The following is a 15,271-nucleotide window of genomic DNA, read 5'->3' as shown; positions in this document are numbered from 1 at the left end:
TTCCTACTCCTTTAATGGTCCATAACTATTCAGACTAACCGATTCTGATTTAACCAATATGGGGCGGATCGACCTGAATCCGTAAAGGAAGCTCGTCTTTCCGCAAACTACGAGCCACCGCAGCGGTCCGCAACGCCACACCTAGTTCCGCCCGGGGCCCCAACGGGGTCCGCACCAAAATTCTCTGTGGGAGGCCAAAGCGCTGTTCATCATAGTCCCCAGGCAACCTGGTGGAATAAGGCAGGTCAACTGGGCCCAGTACCTCCGCGTGCGCTGGAAGTTCAACTAAGTCAAGAAACATGTCCAGGCTCGCATCCGCGCCATCAATAGCAGCCATATGCACGGCGGGGGGAAATTTGGTCTCCCTACGCCCTGCCAATTCAGCTGTTGCAGCGCCTACGGGGTCCCAACGAATCAAATACTGCACGGACGGCAAGCTAGCTTCAGCCACAACGATGACCATGCCACCTGAAGCACGACTTTCCACTAAAGCGGCAGCGCGCATCCACGTCGCCAGAGTATCTTCCGCGGCACGTAAATCCTGCCTGCCAAGCAAAGCCCAAGTATCTAATAACAACGCGGCCCCGTAATGGCCACCATCCACCAGGGGTTCCGCACCTGGGGTCGCAACCACCAACGCGGGTGAATCTGGAACCGAATCCAATACCCGCGAACCACCAGAGGTAATCACACGTGTGGACGGAAACGCTCTCCCCAATTCTTCCGCGGTGCGTTGCGCACCAAGTACCACTGCCCGGAGACGTTGTGAGCCACATTCGCCGCACCGAAACGCTGAGTGAATCGCTCCACACCATCGACATGTGGGCACTTCCGCTCGTGATTCGGTTGATGTCGCAACTCGTGACTGTGACTGTATCGCGCTTGTCGTGGATGCTGCCACAGCAGCCGCAGGATCCTGCCCGGGTAATCCTACCGGCCCATTACAGATACGACATCGCGCTGGATGTCGGCACTGTGCGCAAGACAGCGTCGGGATATAGCCCTTCCGTGGAACTTGCACCAATACTGGCTTTCCTGCAGAAAGCGCCCGACGAGCTGCATCAAACGCGAGCCCTGGTACACGAGCCTGCCTGGCTACCGGGTCTTTTTCCAGTTCAAAATCCGTATCGGCTGCCGCTCGTATAAGTGGGGACGATTCGCGTACTCGATCGCGTGAAGCAAGCAAACCGTGCATCCAGCCGGCTTCCACCAATAGCTGTGTCTCCGCGGTGCGGGCAAGCCCGCCGATGAGCAACGAGCAGCCCTCCAGCCCAGCGCGCGTGGTCAGCACTTCCCGAGCGTGAGCATAAGGAGCGCGCTGTTCGATGAGGTTTTCGTCTCCATCATCGATAATGACAGCTAAACTGAGATTTTTCAGTGGCGCATACGCCGCGCTGCGCGTACCAATTACTACCCGTGCTTGTCCATGTAAGACGGATAAAAATCTACGGTAGCGTCCCTGCGCCCCCAACTGAGCGTTAAGCACCGTGATTTGCTTCGGCCCCAAATGCTCGCGAAGGGCAGTTTCCACGCGGTCAAGATCCCTTTGATCAGGAACCACAGCCAGTGCTCCGCCCCCATCAATGGCCACTTTCGCTAGCAACGACGCCACGATGCCTGCCCAGTCATCGCCTGGTGTGATCTGCCATGCAGCGCGTGCGGAACGGCGAGCCAGTACTGAATCAACAAAAGACTGCCCGTGCCGATAATTCGACCAACCAGAAAGGTCCGGCTCAATAGCTTCGCCGAGTTTGTCCCAGGCAGTAACAAAATCGGAGGATTCCGCTTGGGCATGACGCGGAGGTATCGCGGTTCTGATGAGGTCCGCACGGGTGCCGCCATAGCGCTGCGCCAGGGATTCCACAAGCCGTGCGGTCTGCTGCGGATAGACAACGTGCTCGGAATAAACCCGCTCTAGATAACGCAATCGCCCTAAATGCTCTGAGTGCGCACGACGTTCCAACACAATCCCGTCGACGAGTCGGCCGTGAAATCGAATGCGCACACGAGTACCTGCCTGGGCTACTTTGTCGTCTTTGTCTGCGACTAAGTAATCAAACCCACGGTCCAGATGTGCTAACCCCAAAAGAGGCAACACATGCGCAACCGGATGAGCTAGCTCCATAAACTCTCCATGAAGAGCTAGGATACCCCCGCGGCAGCCCGTAACTGCTCAACACGGTTCGTCTGTTCCCATGGCAGATTCAAATCTGTGCGACCGAAATGGCCGTAAGCAGCGGTAGGACGGTAAATCGGACGCAATAGATCTAACTCACGAATAATAACCGCAGGGCGAAGGTCAAAAGTCTTCGCGACGGCAGCTTGAATTGATTCATCGTCCAACCCATGGTGCGCAGTGCCAAAGGTTTCGACATAGAGTCCCACAGGATTCGCTCGCCCGATAGCATATGCGACCTGTACTTCTGCACGGTCAGCCAGACCCGCAGCCACAATATTTTTAGCGACCCAACGCATCGCGTAGGCTGCGGAACGATCTACCTTCGACGGATCTTTCCCGGAAAAGGCTCCTCCGCCGTGACGCGCCATGCCACCATAAGTGTCAACAATAATCTTGCGTCCGGTCAGGCCTGCATCGCCCATAGGACCGCCCAGGATGAAGGAACCGGAGGGATTAATAAGCAGCGTAACATCGTCGGTATAGAAATTCTGCAGACCAGCTTCAGCAATAACGTATTCGATGACGTGCGTGCGGAGCTGCTCTTCCAACCATTCCTGCGTAACTTCCGGATCGTGTTGCGTAGAAATCACGATAGTGTCAATGTGCGATGGACGATCACCGGAATACGCAAACGTCGCCTGAGTTTTACCGTCCGGGCGCAAGTGCGGAACAATTCCTTGCTTCCGCACCTCCGTGAGTCGACGAGACAACCGGTGCGCGAGTGCGATTGGCAACGGCATAAACTCTGCAGTCTCATTCGTTGCATAGCCGAACATGAGCCCTTGGTCACCGGCACCAGCGAGATCATCGTCGTCAAGCTGCAATCCCGAACGCGCTTCGTGTGAGCGATCGACTCCATCCCCAATTTCCTGAGACTGCTCACCAATGGCAATATTCACGCCACAAGTACGACCATCAAAACCAACATCTGAACTGGTAAAACCAATATCGACAAGGGTTTTCCGAACTAATTGCGGGATCTCTACGTAACTCTTGGTACGCACTTCACCAGCGACATGAACTTGCCCGGTAGTCACTAGTGTTTCCACTGCCACGCGTGCATGTTGATCCTTAGCCAGGAGAGCGTCCAATATGCTGTCCGATATTGCATCGCAAATCTTGTCGGGGTGACCTTCTGTCACAGATTCTGAAGTAAACAGACGCAGGCCCGAGGCGCTTGCGCGAACTGGTGCAGCCACAAAAAATCCTTAATGAGCAGAGAAAACGACGTACATTGCTTATTCATGCTGTCCAAAACAGCTTGTGTGGCGCAGATAACTACTTCAGAAAACCACGCCTGAATACCACTTAGTATAGATTACTATAGACAAAGCTGTCTACAGGCGCAATGCCAATTTATCCAAAATCTGGGCAGCCACCATATGCTTCGTCGCCGCAGCGATCTCACTAATCCCGCCGTCCTTATCCAGGAGGTAGCCCTGGTTAGTGGATTGCCCGAAAACTTTGCCAACACCGACTTCATTGCACATCAGCATGTCGCAGCCCTTACGTTCGAGCTTTTCTTGGGCATATGTCAGAATCGATTGGGTATCGTCGCCCGTTTCAGCAGCAAAACCCATGATGACAGTCTCTGGAGCCAACGTGCGGTTTGCCCGCGCTTTAACCAGGCTAGCTAACACGTCCGGATTTTCCGTCATCTCAATTCTGTTCAGACTGGGACTGTCCGTCTCATTCGATTTCTTCATTTTGAATTCTGCTGGATTCGCCGGACGAAAATCCGACACCGCTGCAGCCATGATGATTAAGTCAGCCTCCGGTGCCTGATTGTGCAGCTCTTGCTGCAGTTCTCGGGTTGTTTCCACCGGAATAACGGTGGCCCCGGGAGGAGCTTGCAAGGCGGCACAATTCGCAGCGACCACAGTGACCGTAGCTCCCCGCTGTACTGCGATTTCTGCCAAGGCAAAGCCTTGTTTTCCAGAAGAGCGGTTACCGATAAAACGAACCGGATCAATAATTTCTTGCGTTCCACCTGCGCTAATAAGTACGTTAACCCCCGCAAGCGTCTGTTTCATGCTGGCACCGGAAAAAACAGTTCGCGCAATATCAGCGATATGGCTGGGTTCCGGCAATCGCCCCGGGCCGGAGTCTCTGCCAGTCAGACGACCGGTGGCAGGATTTACCACGACGATCCCCCGTTCACGCAGCGTTGCAACGTTAGCTTGCGTGGCCGGATTCTCCCACATTTCTGTGTGCATAGCCGGTGCAATAATCACTGGACAAGCCGCCACCAACACGGTAGCCGCCAATAAATCATCAGCACGCCCATGAGCCACACGAGCCAAAAAATCTGCGGTAGCGGGAGCAATAATGATGCCATCCGCTTCCTGACCTAGCCGGACATGGGCGACTTCATCAACTTCAGAGAACACCGTGGTAGAAACAGGGTTACCGGACAACGCCTCAAAGGTCGCGCTACCCACAAACCGCAAGGCAGATTCGGTGGGAATAACACGAACCTGGTCACCTGCTTCGGTGAAGTCTCGAATCAACTGACAAGACTTATAAGCAGCAATCCCACCACATACCCCGATGACGAGGTTGCGTGGCTGGCTTTGATCTCCAGGCATCGTACGTTGGCCTCCTGCTGGTTGGGCTAGCTCATAATGGGGACGTAGAAAAATCCTACCGCGCTAAACAAAATGGCAATAAAGCCGATCGCTACGTAAATGTATCGATTAGTCACCTTGACTTCCGCGACAGTCACGTCCGACTCTACGCGCTGCTTTAACTCCGAAATGTACTGCCACGAGTTTTTCTCGACTGGTCGAAGCATTGATCCAATGATGACCGCGATCAAACTTGCCGCAAGTCCGAACAACACCGGGTGGAATGCCATCGGCCAGTCCACACCCCCGAAGGTCTTGATGCTCTCCAGGATCAAGGTAATCACGCCACCCAACAACATTCCCCAAAACGCGCCAGTTTCGGAAATCCGCTTTGACTGTGTAGAGGCGAAGGCCACAATTCCCCAGGAAGCAGCAAAAAACGATGCAGCCATATAACCAATATCGAGCACGCTCGGGGTAGCAATATAGGCCAACAGCAACGCGATGGCCCCCACGATCAACATTGCCCAACGAGCACTGCGCACATTATCAGTCTTTGTATCTCCACCATCGAGACCTTCACCACGGCGGAACATCGGCCCCACGTCGTGTGCTGCACTGAAGCCGACTAACGACAAGAACGTCGATGCTGAAGATAAACCAGCAGCGACGATACCCGTGACAAGAATAACACCAATTGCAGTCGGCATGATGTTGTATGCAGCCCAAATGAATACCTGGGAGTTCGGTTCAATCTCCGGGTTAATCAAATTCACGGCATACGCCGCGAACATGACGAAAAGATAGAAAGATGGGATTATCAGCAGGGTAACAATACCCGCCCGTATAGCAGTGTGACTGGATTTTGCCATCATGTAACGCGAAGCCTGCCACGGGCTCACAGCCGTGACAAAGGCCCACACCAGACCAAAGGTGAATATATAGATGAGGGCTTCCCCTATCGAGTTCAGACGCTCACCTGGTCCTTCAACCTGACCATGCCACAACAAGCCTTCGCGCAGCGTAGGGTCAGCTGCCAGTTTGTTGAAGGTTTCTTTTACACCACCGGCCTCCCGGAAAATCGCTACCGACCCCAGCACGCCTCCGATGATAAAGAAAAAGAACATCATCGTATCGGTAATAATTACGCCCTTGGATCCAGACAACACCGTAAAAATCGTAAATGCCACCCAGGTTATGAACACCGCCCAAAAACCATCGATCCCCAGAATTGCTTCGATAACGACCGCTAGGCCACGAGTAACGGTAACCAGATAGAGCCCCATACCCACTAACACTGAAGCCCCAGCTAGAGCCCGTAACCGAGACGAGTTAAACCGCTTGCCAAAAAATTCCGGGATGGTCAATGCGTCAGAATCGCGGAGATAACGACCAAACAGTACGACCCCGGCCAGGTAGCCCATTTTGGACATGACACCGAGTAATAGGATTGGCCAAGGGAAACCGTCGTAGGCCATACCCGCCTCACCCATGAGCGCCACCGTCGACAGAAAGGAAGCCACGAGCGTACCGACGATGAACAAAACGCCGACGTTGCGACCCGCAACAAAGTAGTCGTTTTTATTATTAATTCCCCGACTAACCCAAATTCCGACTACCAAAAACCCGATAAACGAGAGGATTACAGTGATCGTGAATGTATCCACTATTTCTCAACCTCCCCGTTCTGCTCGGCGGGGTGCTGGGCGTTTTTCAATTCAGAATTCAGCTTCCAAAAGGCCAAACCAAGTCCGACACTAAACACCACAATATGCAATATGCTGGGAAACAGCAGTTCGAGCATTCATCACTCCATTCAACAACTCATCAGAACCAGGGTTCTCAAACAGTGGAATCCTAGCGTACTTTATAGTTATTGTCAGGTTTCTCACGCGCCCCACAGCTTGTGCCAACGCCAGAGTTCCCTGTTAAGTGCGCGAACAGCTTGAATTCAGAGGGGCGTTGCACGCGGAAAACCCACCGCCCCGTTCTCGGGGACAGTGGGTTATAGAATAAGCAATGAAGCAGAGACTCGATACCAGCTAAGCGTCGAAGCCTACACAACACTAAAAGTTATTCATTGCAGCGGAGCGAATTAGCGAGCTTCTTCGTGATCTAACAAGCCTTCTTCGATTTCACGCAAAGACAAAGAGAGAGGTTTTTCGCCTGGCTCTGGGGTGACCAGCGGACCGACGAATTCGAATACGCCCTCGTCTTGCTCCTGGTAATAACTATTAATCTGGCGTGCGCGCTTCGCAGCAAAGATCACCAGAGCATACTTCGACGAGACTTTATTCAGTAGTTCGTCGATCGGTGGATCAGTGATGCCTTCGGGTGTGTCGAAGACGCTGTCAGATTTCGTGGACTCAGTAGCCACTACGAGACCAACCCCTTTTCGCGTTGAGTGTATGAAAATATATTAGCCGTCCAGGTGAAACAAGAGCTAACTGCGCAAGAATTCACTAATGGACTCTACGGCCTGTTTTAGATCATCGTTAACCACAACGTGATCGAATTCGCCCTGTGCATCCAACTCTATACGAGCTGTGTCTAAGCGACGACGGACAACATCGTCTGGTTCGGTACCCCGGTTGCTCAAGCGCTCGCACAGCACCTCCCAAGACGGTGGCGCCAAAAATATCGTGGTTGCTTCCGGCATCTTTGCCTTCACATTTCTTGCACCTTCCAGGTCCACCTCTACAAGCACAGGGCGGCCTTGTTCCAAGGCCTCGGTTACTGGCTGAGCAGGTGTACCTGAACGCTGCAAGCCGGAGTGTACCTCTGCCCATTCAAGCATTTTCCCGCTGTCAATGGTCTCCTGGAAACGCTCGGGGCTAACGAAATAATAGTCGACTCCATCAGCCTCTCCAGGACGCGGTGCCCTGGTGGTCATAGAAACTGAAAAATAGAGATCTGGAACGGTAGTGCGCAGTTGTTTCACGACCGTCGATTTTCCAACGGCCGTCGGCCCAGCTAACACGACCAAACGGCCCCGTGGTATCACGCCGGTCATTAGCTTTAGTTTTCGGAGTATCCGAAACGATCCAGCAATGCACGACGCTGGCGCTCACCCAAGCCGCGAAGGCGACGAGTCTGAGCAATCTCCAGGTCCTCCATGATTTCGCGTGCCTTGACCTTACCAACCTTAGGCAAAGCTTCCAGCAAAGCCGCAACCTTGGTCTTGCCGATGATCTCATCGGTTTCAGCCTTGTCCAGAACTTCTTTTAGATTGGTTCCGCCACGCTTCAGTTCGGCTTTGAGCTCAGCGCGTGCTTTACGTGCCTCAGCAGCCTTTGCCAGAGCTTCTTTACGCTGCTCATCAGTCAACTTTGGAAGGGCCACGTGGATTCCTCCGATTCAATGTGGGTTTATGGTTCTTATCTTCGGCAACTGTATCAGTTGCCTCCCGACTAGGAATTATAGAGCCGAGATCTATAGAGCCGAGACGCGGTCAATTGACGTGAACTAGCCACTTGTGCCACTCACGTTTCTGACAACGTCAGCTTTTCGCATATCTTAACACCGCAACCAGGCAATCCGCGATATTGCACCAGGCACAACGGCATAATTCTGTCATGCCACAGCTTCATCCACGATATTTTCTCGCAGAATATTCAAATGGTACAAACGACTGAATATTAACGCCCAGGAAAATTATTAGCCTCCTTCAGAACCGCTTTCCGCAGGTCAGAAACATCGGGGCCTGCGGAAAGTACACTCCGAGAGACATTAGGAAATGACCATTCTGTCGCATCTGCTGTAATCCGTGCGATGTCAGCCACAGTGCCGCCTTGCGCCCCAACTCCGGGCATGAGTATTGGACCATTGAATCCGCCCAGATCGAGCGGGCTAGACACTGTAGCTCCCACGACAACTCCCAGCACTGCTGCATTACGGTTTTGGTTAAAATCCCGGCAATAGTCCACTACGTGCTGCGCTAAACTGACGCCTGCTTGTTGAAAGCTTTGCAGTTCTACCGCTTCCGGGTTCGAAGTTGCCGCTAGCACGAAAACGCCGGCGCCATTTTGCTCCGCAGCTGCAATTGCTGGTTTTAGTGCCCCCAAACCGAGATATGGAGCCACTGTGACAGCATCAGCGTGTAACGGCGAATCCGGATCGAGCCAAGCAAACGCATATCCTTCCATGGTGGAACCGATATCGCCGCGTTTGGCATCCGCAATTACCAGCGCACCTGCGTCTCGTAGCGCGTCGAGCGTTTCTTCCAGCACCGCATAACCTGCAGCACCGAAGCGTTCATAAAACGCGACCTGCGGCTTGACGACGCATGCAGTATCCGCAAAGGCGTCGACACAACGCCGGGAGAATTCTCGCAACCCAGCAATATCGTTGGCAAGCCCCCAATCCTGTAATAGACCTGCATGCGGATCAATACCGACGCATAGCCGCCCGCGCTCGGCGGCACGCTCGCGAAGACGTTCGCCAAAACTAACAGAATTGTCTCGCGTACTAGTCGCCATGGTTAAGTTCCTGCAAGCTACGGACGGTCAACTCATCTCCGCGGAGAGCTTCGATTCCCTGCACCGCTGCGGTGATTCCTTGGACGGTGGTAACGGCAGGAATTCCTACTGAAATTGCTGCAGTACGAATGTCATAGCCATCATGGCGGGCACCAGCAGAGCCAGCCGGGGTATTCAGGATCAGATCAATATCGCCTTCAGTGATCTGATCAACGATGGATTTTCCTTCGACTTTGCCGGCACGGATTTCCGACGCCTTATGCGCAATCTCACAATCAATGCCGTTACGACGAAGCATCTGTGCAGTGCCTGCGGTCGCTACGAGGTTAAATCCAAGCGAAGCGAGACGCTGAATAGGAACGATCAAAGTACGCTTGTCCCGGTTTGCCACGGAAACAAACACCGTTCCCTGGCGGGGCGGACAGCCAAAAGCTGCGGTTTCCGCTTTGGCATAAGCAGCGCCGAAGTTATCTGCCAAGCCCATTACTTCACCGGTAGATTTCATTTCCGGTGACAGCAAGGTATCTAATGGAGTACCATCCGGACGCCGGAAGCGCTTGAACGGCATCACGGCTTCCTTCACTGCGATTGGGTGATCCAATGGGAGTGACCCGCCATCATAAGTCGTTGGAATCATTCGTTCAGCACGTAAGTCTTGCAACGTCGCACCAAGCATAATCCGCGCTGCAGCCTTGGCCAGTGGCACACCGGTAGCTTTCGAAACAAACGGAACTGTGCGAGAAGCGCGCGGGTTCGCTTCAATGACGTAGAGAATGTCATCTTTGAGCGCAAACTGTACGTTTATCAAGCCTTTTACACCGATGCCGTGCGCCAATGCTTTGGTCGATTCACGTACTTTGTCGATATCTTCCGGCCCCAATGTCATCGGCGGCAATGCACACGACGAATCACCGGAGTGAATGCCCGCTTCCTCAATGTGTTCCATCACGCCAGCAAGATAGACTTCTTCCCCGTCGCACAGAGCGTCAACATCAATTTCAATCGCCGAATCTAAGAAGCGATCCACTAGGACCGGGTGGTCTTCACTAAGCTCCGTAGCGCGTTCAATATAGCTTTCCAGGCTGGCCTCGTCATAGACGATTTCCATGCCGCGTCCACCAAGCACGTAGGAAGGGCGCACAAGCACTGGGTAGCCGACCTGCGCAGCGACTTCGCGCGCTTCAGCATACGTGGTCGCAGTACCAAAATCTGGTGCTGGCAGTTTAGCTTGCGCCAACACTTTACCGAAGACCCCACGATCTTCAGCATTATTAATGGCCTCTGGACTGGTTCCCACCACTGGTACCCCGGCAGCCGCGAGACGTTCGGCCAGGCCGAGTGGTGTTTGTCCGCCGAGCTGCACGATCACGCCAGCGACGTTTCCGGACTGAGATTCAGCGTAGTAGACCTCCATGACATCTTCGAAAGTCAGAGGTTCAAAATATAGGCGGTCAGCCGTGTCATAGTCCGTGGAGACTGTCTCAGGGTTGCAGTTAACCATTACGGTTTCGTAGCCAATACGCGACAGTTCCAACGCGGCATGCACACATGAATAGTCGAACTCGATTCCCTGACCGATGCGGTTTGGCCCAGAGCCCAAGATTATGACTTTGTCCTTGTCAGGCTGCTCAGAAACCTCTGATTCTGCGTTTGGATCATATTCATAGGCCGAATAATGATACGGCGTATGGGCTTCAAATTCTCCAGCGCAGGTATCAACAGTCTTGTAGACAGGGCGGATGCCCAGGCTCCAGCGCAATGAACGCACGCCGTCTTCGCCAGCAAACTCTGGTCGAAGCGCAGCGATCTGTGCATCTGACAGGCCCATAACTTTCGCCTGCCGGAGTAGTTGCTCGTCTAAGACCGGTGCGGTGCGCAGATAATTACCAAATTCCACGAGGTGCGCTAATTCGGCAAGGAACCAGGGATCAATTTCGGAAGCTTCGTGCACTGCATCAATGCTGGCACCCCAACGAATAGCCAATTCAGCATCGTACATACGCCCTGCGGTTGGGCGCCGCAAGCGATCAAGAATCTCAGAAACCTCAGTTGCCTCGCCAGCGATGACCTCATCTGGCACAGTCCAAAGGCCAAACGGTTTGGCTTCCAGCGAGCGCATAACTTTGTTCAAGCCTTGGATATAGTTACGACCAATTCCCATGGCCTCGCCCACCGATTTCATAGTGGTCGTCAGAGTGTCATCTGCACCCGGGAATTTTTCAAAGGCAAAACGGGGTGCTTTTACGATGACATAGTCCAAAGTCGGCTCAAAGGCTGCCGGAGTAGTCCCCGTGATGTCATTGCTAACCTCGTCCAAGGAATATCCGATCGCGAGCTTGGCTGCCAGCTTTGCAATCGGAAATCCAGTGGCCTTGGATGCCAGAGCTGACGAGCGCGACACTCGCGGGTTCATCTCAATAACAATGATGCGCCCGTCGTCCGGGTTGATCGCAAACTGGATATTACATCCGCCGGTATCCACTCCCACTTCGCGAATAATGTCGATACCCAGATCACGCATTCTCTGGAATTCACGGTCGGTTAGCGTCAGGGCAGGCGCTACCGTTACCGAATCACCCGTGTGCACGCCGAGGGCATCGACATTTTCGATGGAGGCAATGACCACGACGTTATCATCACCGTCGCGCATCAACTCCAACTCGAATTCTTTCCAACCTAATATGGATTCTTCAATGAGAACATTCGCATCTGGAGATGCAGCGATACCTCCACCGGCAATTCTTTCCAAATCCTCGTAGGTGTAAGCAAGCCCTGAACCAAGGCCGCCCATGGTAAACGATGGACGCACTACGACCGGAAGCCCTAACCGCTCGACGCACGCATGGACTTCGTCCATCGTGTAGCACACCTCGGAACGTGCTGATTCACCACCGACTTTCTCGACGATGTCTTTAAACTTCTGACGATCTTCGCCACGTTCGATCGCATCGATATCAGCACCGATAAGCTCAATGCCGTGTTTATCCAGAACACCAGCACGGTCTAATTGGATCGCAGCATTCAACGCAGTTTGTCCGCCAAGTGTCGCAAGCACAGCGTCAATCGGATGGCCACCGGCGCGTTCTTTTTCGATGATTTTCTCTATGTACTCAGTCTCGATCGGTTCAACGTAAGTTGCGTCAGCAAACTCCGGATCGGTCATAATCGTAGCTGGATTTGAATTCACCAAGGTTACCCGTAGGCCCTCAGCCTTCAGAACCCGGCATGCCTGTGTACCCGAATAATCGAACTCACAAGCTTGGCCAATAACAATTGGTCCAGATCCAATGACCAGGACGTGTTGAATATCAGGGCGCTTTGGCATAATTAAGCTTTCCTTTCCTGGTCGTGCTGATCAAGCAGAGCGAGAAATTGATCGAAAAGTGGGTGGGCATCGTGTGGCCCCGCAGCTGACTCTGGGTGGTATTGAACCGAATAAGCTAAACCACTACGAAGTGCCACGCCTTCAACAGTGCCATCGTTAAGACAAGTATGAGTGATTAACGCCGGTCCGAAATCAGTGGAAAACGCTCGATCAGTTTCTGGGCTGTCAGCAGTCAAAGTCTTGGTATTACCAGGCGCGGCCAAGGCAAAACCGTGGTTTTGCGAGGTGATGTCGATCTTCCCTGACTCATGGTGCACCACTGGAACATTGATTCCACGGTGCCCAAACTTCATTTTGTACGTCTCTAAACCCAACGCTCGCCCAAGCAGCTGATTACCGAAACAAATACCGAAAAACGGAATTTTTGCAGCCAGAATTTCGCGTAGCGTAGACACCATCTCATCCGCTGTGGCCGGATCTCCCGGGCCGTTAGAGATAAATACTCCATCAGGCTGCAGCTCTTGCACTTCCGCAAAACTAGTACCCGCCGGAACCACGACAGTTTCAATTCCACGACGCGCAAAATTGCGCGGCGTCGCAGTCTTGATACCCATGTCGAAGGCAACTACGCGGTGACGGGTCTGCCCTTCTGCAGGCACCGTGTAGGCTTTATCTACCGACACCTCACTGGCCAAATCCGCACCGGTCATGTCGTTCTGCCCCTGAACTTCTGCAATCAGCTCAGCATGCGGACGTTGTGCTTGCGCACCAGAAAATATTCCGGCCTTCACGGAGCCATGATTACGGAGACGCCGAACTAACGTGCGCGTATCGATACCCGAAATTCCTATGATTCCCTGCTTTTGCATAACTTCGGGTAACGAGCTCGTCGCACGCCAATTGGACACACGATGAGCCAGGTCACGAATAACGAGCCCTGCGACCCAGATTCGCCCATCATGTGACTCATCATCTTCCTCATTCCAGCCGGTATTACCAATGTGCGGAGCCGCGGCCACCACAATCTGACGATGGTACGACGGATCCGTCATCGTCTCTTGGTAACCAGTCATCGCAGTTGTAAATACAGCCTCTCCGAGGTTTTTTCCGGTTGCGCCGAATCCAAACCCCGGATATACACTGCCGTCTCCGAGGACAAGGACTGCAGGTATTGCCTCCGGTGGATAGCTTCTGGCTGCAGGATTATTCACGGTCGTTGCCTTTCGCTTGCTGTGTTCGTGTTCTCGAGTACTCAATGCAATTATTCCCTGTGGGACTACTTTTTGTTCGCCGGTTGTGCAGACTTGGCAAGCTCAAAACTCAAGCCACCACGCAAGATAGTGTGGGTGACTTTCGCCCCAAATTCGAGACCCTCATATGGGTTATTCCTAGATTTAGAGGCAAATTCCTCGGCTTTCGACGTCCAGGGATGAGCCGGATCTACCACCGTAAGGTTGGCGGGTTCTCCCACTGCGATCGGTCGACCGTGATCCGGCAGATGAGTAATTTGCGCAGGGCGTTCGGACATGACCCGCGCGACAAATCTCCAGTCAGCCATTCCTGATTCAACAAAAATCTGCGCTATGACAGCCAGAGATGATTCTAATCCGAGCATTCCGGGTTTCGCGTGTTCAAATTCCACGCATTTGTCTTCGCTACCATGCGGTGCGTGATCGGTTGCCACACAGTCAATTACGCCATCAATCAAAGCTTGGCGCAAAGCCATCGTGTCTGATTCCTCGCGTAGCGGAGGATTCACACGAAAAATTCCATCATACGTGCGCAGCTTCTCATCATGGAGCAATAAATGATGTGGCGTGACTTCCGCGGTGATAGGGATATTATTCTGCTTCGACCAGCGGATAAGCTCAACGGTTCCGGCAGTAGAAGCGTGGCAAATATGCACGCGGTTTCCGTAATCCCGTGCTAATAGCGCATCCCGGACGACGATCGATTCTTCTGCGACCCTCGGCCAGCCCGATAATCCAAGCTGCGCGGCAGTCGCCCCCTCGTGAGCAACCGCTGTTTGGGTCATACGATGGTCTTCTGCGTGTTGCGCGATCAATACGTTCAAGCCTTTGGCATATTCCAGGGCACGGCGCATCAATTGTGGATCGTTGACGCATTTACCGTCGTCAGAGAACATTCGCACTTTCGCGGCGCTGCGTGCAAGCATGCCAAACTCTGTGAGGTTTTTCCCCTCCAGCCCCTGGGAAATCGACCCCACGGGATGCACATCGCAAACCCCATATTGCTGACCCTTGTACCAGACGGACTCTGCGATCACCGGCTGATCAGTAACTGGCTGTGTGTTAGCCATGGTGAAGACTGCAGTAAAACCGCCGCGTGCCGCCGCCTCGGATCCCGTGACGATAGTTTCTGTGTCTTCCCTGCCCGGTTCACGCAAATGCACATGCATGTCTACCAGCCCAGGTAATAAGATATTTCCACCCAAATCCCGCTGGTCATCTGCATTAAGCTTCGCAGCGGCTGGTGAATCGGTAGGCTCTATCGCCTGAATGCGACCGTCGGCAAGTAGCACATCGACTGGGCTGCCCTCTCCGTACGGGCGCACGTTGCGCAACAACAGCGATTGCGGTGCTGCTGGACGCAACTCCCCGGTGGCTGGATATTCTCCGTGAGTCGGGGCATGGTGTGCGTGAGACATGTTCGTCGCTTCCCCTGTGTTATGTGGTTTGTGTGCTGTCATTTTTTGTTCTTT

General features: G+C 53.3%; 12 protein-coding genes. All 12 read right to left on the bottom strand.

What is annotated here, in order from left to right:
* Positions 1 to 49 precede the first annotated feature (49 nt).
* Complete coding sequence (locus tag HMPREF1292_RS07795; protein ID WP_023019428.1) at positions 50 to 2,125, bottom strand: primosomal protein N'; 2,076 nt, start codon at positions 2,123 to 2,125, stop codon at positions 50 to 52.
* Positions 2,126 to 2,142: 17 nt separating this feature from the next.
* Positions 2,143 to 3,378, bottom strand: a complete 1,236-nt coding sequence (gene metK, locus HMPREF1292_RS07790) for a methionine adenosyltransferase (protein WP_021353976.1) — start codon at positions 3,376 to 3,378, stop codon at positions 2,143 to 2,145.
* A gap of 138 nt (positions 3,379 to 3,516) precedes the next feature.
* Complete coding sequence (gene coaBC / locus HMPREF1292_RS07785; protein WP_023019427.1) at positions 3,517 to 4,767, bottom strand: bifunctional phosphopantothenoylcysteine decarboxylase/phosphopantothenate--cysteine ligase CoaBC; 1,251 nt, start codon at positions 4,765 to 4,767, stop codon at positions 3,517 to 3,519.
* Positions 4,768 to 4,793: 26 nt separating this feature from the next.
* Positions 4,794 to 6,413, bottom strand: coding sequence for a sodium:solute symporter (locus HMPREF1292_RS07780; RefSeq protein ID WP_023019426.1), 1,620 nt, complete (start codon positions 6,411 to 6,413; stop codon positions 4,794 to 4,796).
* Entirely contained in the window at positions 6,413 to 6,550 is a 138-nt protein-coding gene (locus HMPREF1292_RS11135) for a hypothetical protein (RefSeq protein ID WP_021353980.1), read from the bottom strand. The genes HMPREF1292_RS07780 and HMPREF1292_RS11135 overlap by 1 nt, the downstream gene beginning before the upstream one ends.
* A 291-nt stretch (positions 6,551 to 6,841) precedes the next feature.
* Positions 6,842 to 7,123 carry a DNA-directed RNA polymerase subunit omega gene (rpoZ, locus tag HMPREF1292_RS07775; RefSeq protein ID WP_023019425.1) on the bottom strand — a complete coding sequence of 94 codons (282 nt, stop codon included), beginning with the start codon at positions 7,121 to 7,123 and terminating at the stop codon, positions 6,842 to 6,844.
* A gap of 66 nt (positions 7,124 to 7,189) precedes the next feature.
* Positions 7,190 to 7,759, bottom strand: coding sequence for a guanylate kinase (gene gmk / locus HMPREF1292_RS07770; protein WP_021352520.1), 570 nt, complete (start codon positions 7,757 to 7,759; stop codon positions 7,190 to 7,192).
* Between the two features lie 5 nt (positions 7,760 to 7,764).
* Positions 7,765 to 8,088: an integration host factor, actinobacterial type gene (gene mihF / locus HMPREF1292_RS07765; RefSeq protein ID WP_021352521.1), complete on the bottom strand. Its 324-nt coding sequence runs from the start codon at positions 8,086 to 8,088 to the stop codon at positions 7,765 to 7,767.
* A 296-nt stretch (positions 8,089 to 8,384) separates the two neighbouring features.
* Entirely contained in the window at positions 8,385 to 9,224 is an 840-nt protein-coding gene (gene pyrF, locus HMPREF1292_RS07760) for an orotidine-5'-phosphate decarboxylase (RefSeq protein ID WP_023019424.1), read from the bottom strand.
* Entirely contained in the window at positions 9,214 to 12,549 is a 3,336-nt protein-coding gene (gene carB, locus HMPREF1292_RS07755; protein WP_021352523.1) for a carbamoyl-phosphate synthase large subunit, read from the bottom strand. The genes pyrF and carB overlap by 11 nt, the downstream gene beginning before the upstream one ends.
* Positions 12,550 to 12,551: 2 nt before the next feature.
* Entirely contained in the window at positions 12,552 to 13,760 is a 1,209-nt protein-coding gene (carA, locus tag HMPREF1292_RS07750) for a glutamine-hydrolyzing carbamoyl-phosphate synthase small subunit (RefSeq protein WP_023019423.1), read from the bottom strand.
* A 65-nt stretch (positions 13,761 to 13,825) separates the two neighbouring features.
* On the bottom strand, positions 13,826 to 15,217 hold the full coding sequence (locus tag HMPREF1292_RS07745; RefSeq protein WP_051137387.1) for a dihydroorotase: 1,392 nt from the start codon (positions 15,215 to 15,217) through the stop codon (positions 13,826 to 13,828).
* Positions 15,218 to 15,271: the final 54 nt, after the last annotated feature.

Origin of the sequence: Corynebacterium sp. KPL1995 (genome assembly GCF_000477935.1) — a bacterium.
Lineage (GTDB): Bacteria > Actinomycetota > Actinomycetes > Mycobacteriales > Mycobacteriaceae > Corynebacterium > Corynebacterium pseudodiphtheriticum.
This window is presented reverse-complemented; position numbering and strand designations above follow the sequence as displayed.

Excerpts from the sequence above, each read along its gene's own strand:
- HMPREF1292_RS07795 (WP_023019428.1), bottom strand. The coding sequence starts at position 2,125 with ATGGAGCTAGCTCATCCGGTTGCGCATGTGTTGCCTCTTTTGGGGTTA.
- coaBC (WP_023019427.1), bottom strand. The coding sequence starts at position 4,767 with ATGCCTGGAGATCAAAGCCAGCCACGCAACCTCGTCATCGGGGTATGT.
- HMPREF1292_RS11135 (WP_021353980.1), bottom strand. The coding sequence starts at position 6,550 with ATGCTCGAACTGCTGTTTCCCAGCATATTGCATATTGTGGTGTTTAGT.
- gmk (WP_021352520.1), bottom strand. The coding sequence starts at position 7,759 with ATGACCGGCGTGATACCACGGGGCCGTTTGGTCGTGTTAGCTGGGCCG.
- pyrF (WP_023019424.1), bottom strand. The coding sequence starts at position 9,224 with ATGGCGACTAGTACGCGAGACAATTCTGTTAGTTTTGGCGAACGTCTT.
- carB (WP_021352523.1), bottom strand. The coding sequence starts at position 12,549 with ATGCCAAAGCGCCCTGATATTCAACACGTCCTGGTCATTGGATCTGGA.
- HMPREF1292_RS07745 (WP_051137387.1), bottom strand. The coding sequence starts at position 15,217 with ATGTCTCACGCACACCATGCCCCGACTCACGGAGAATATCCAGCCACC.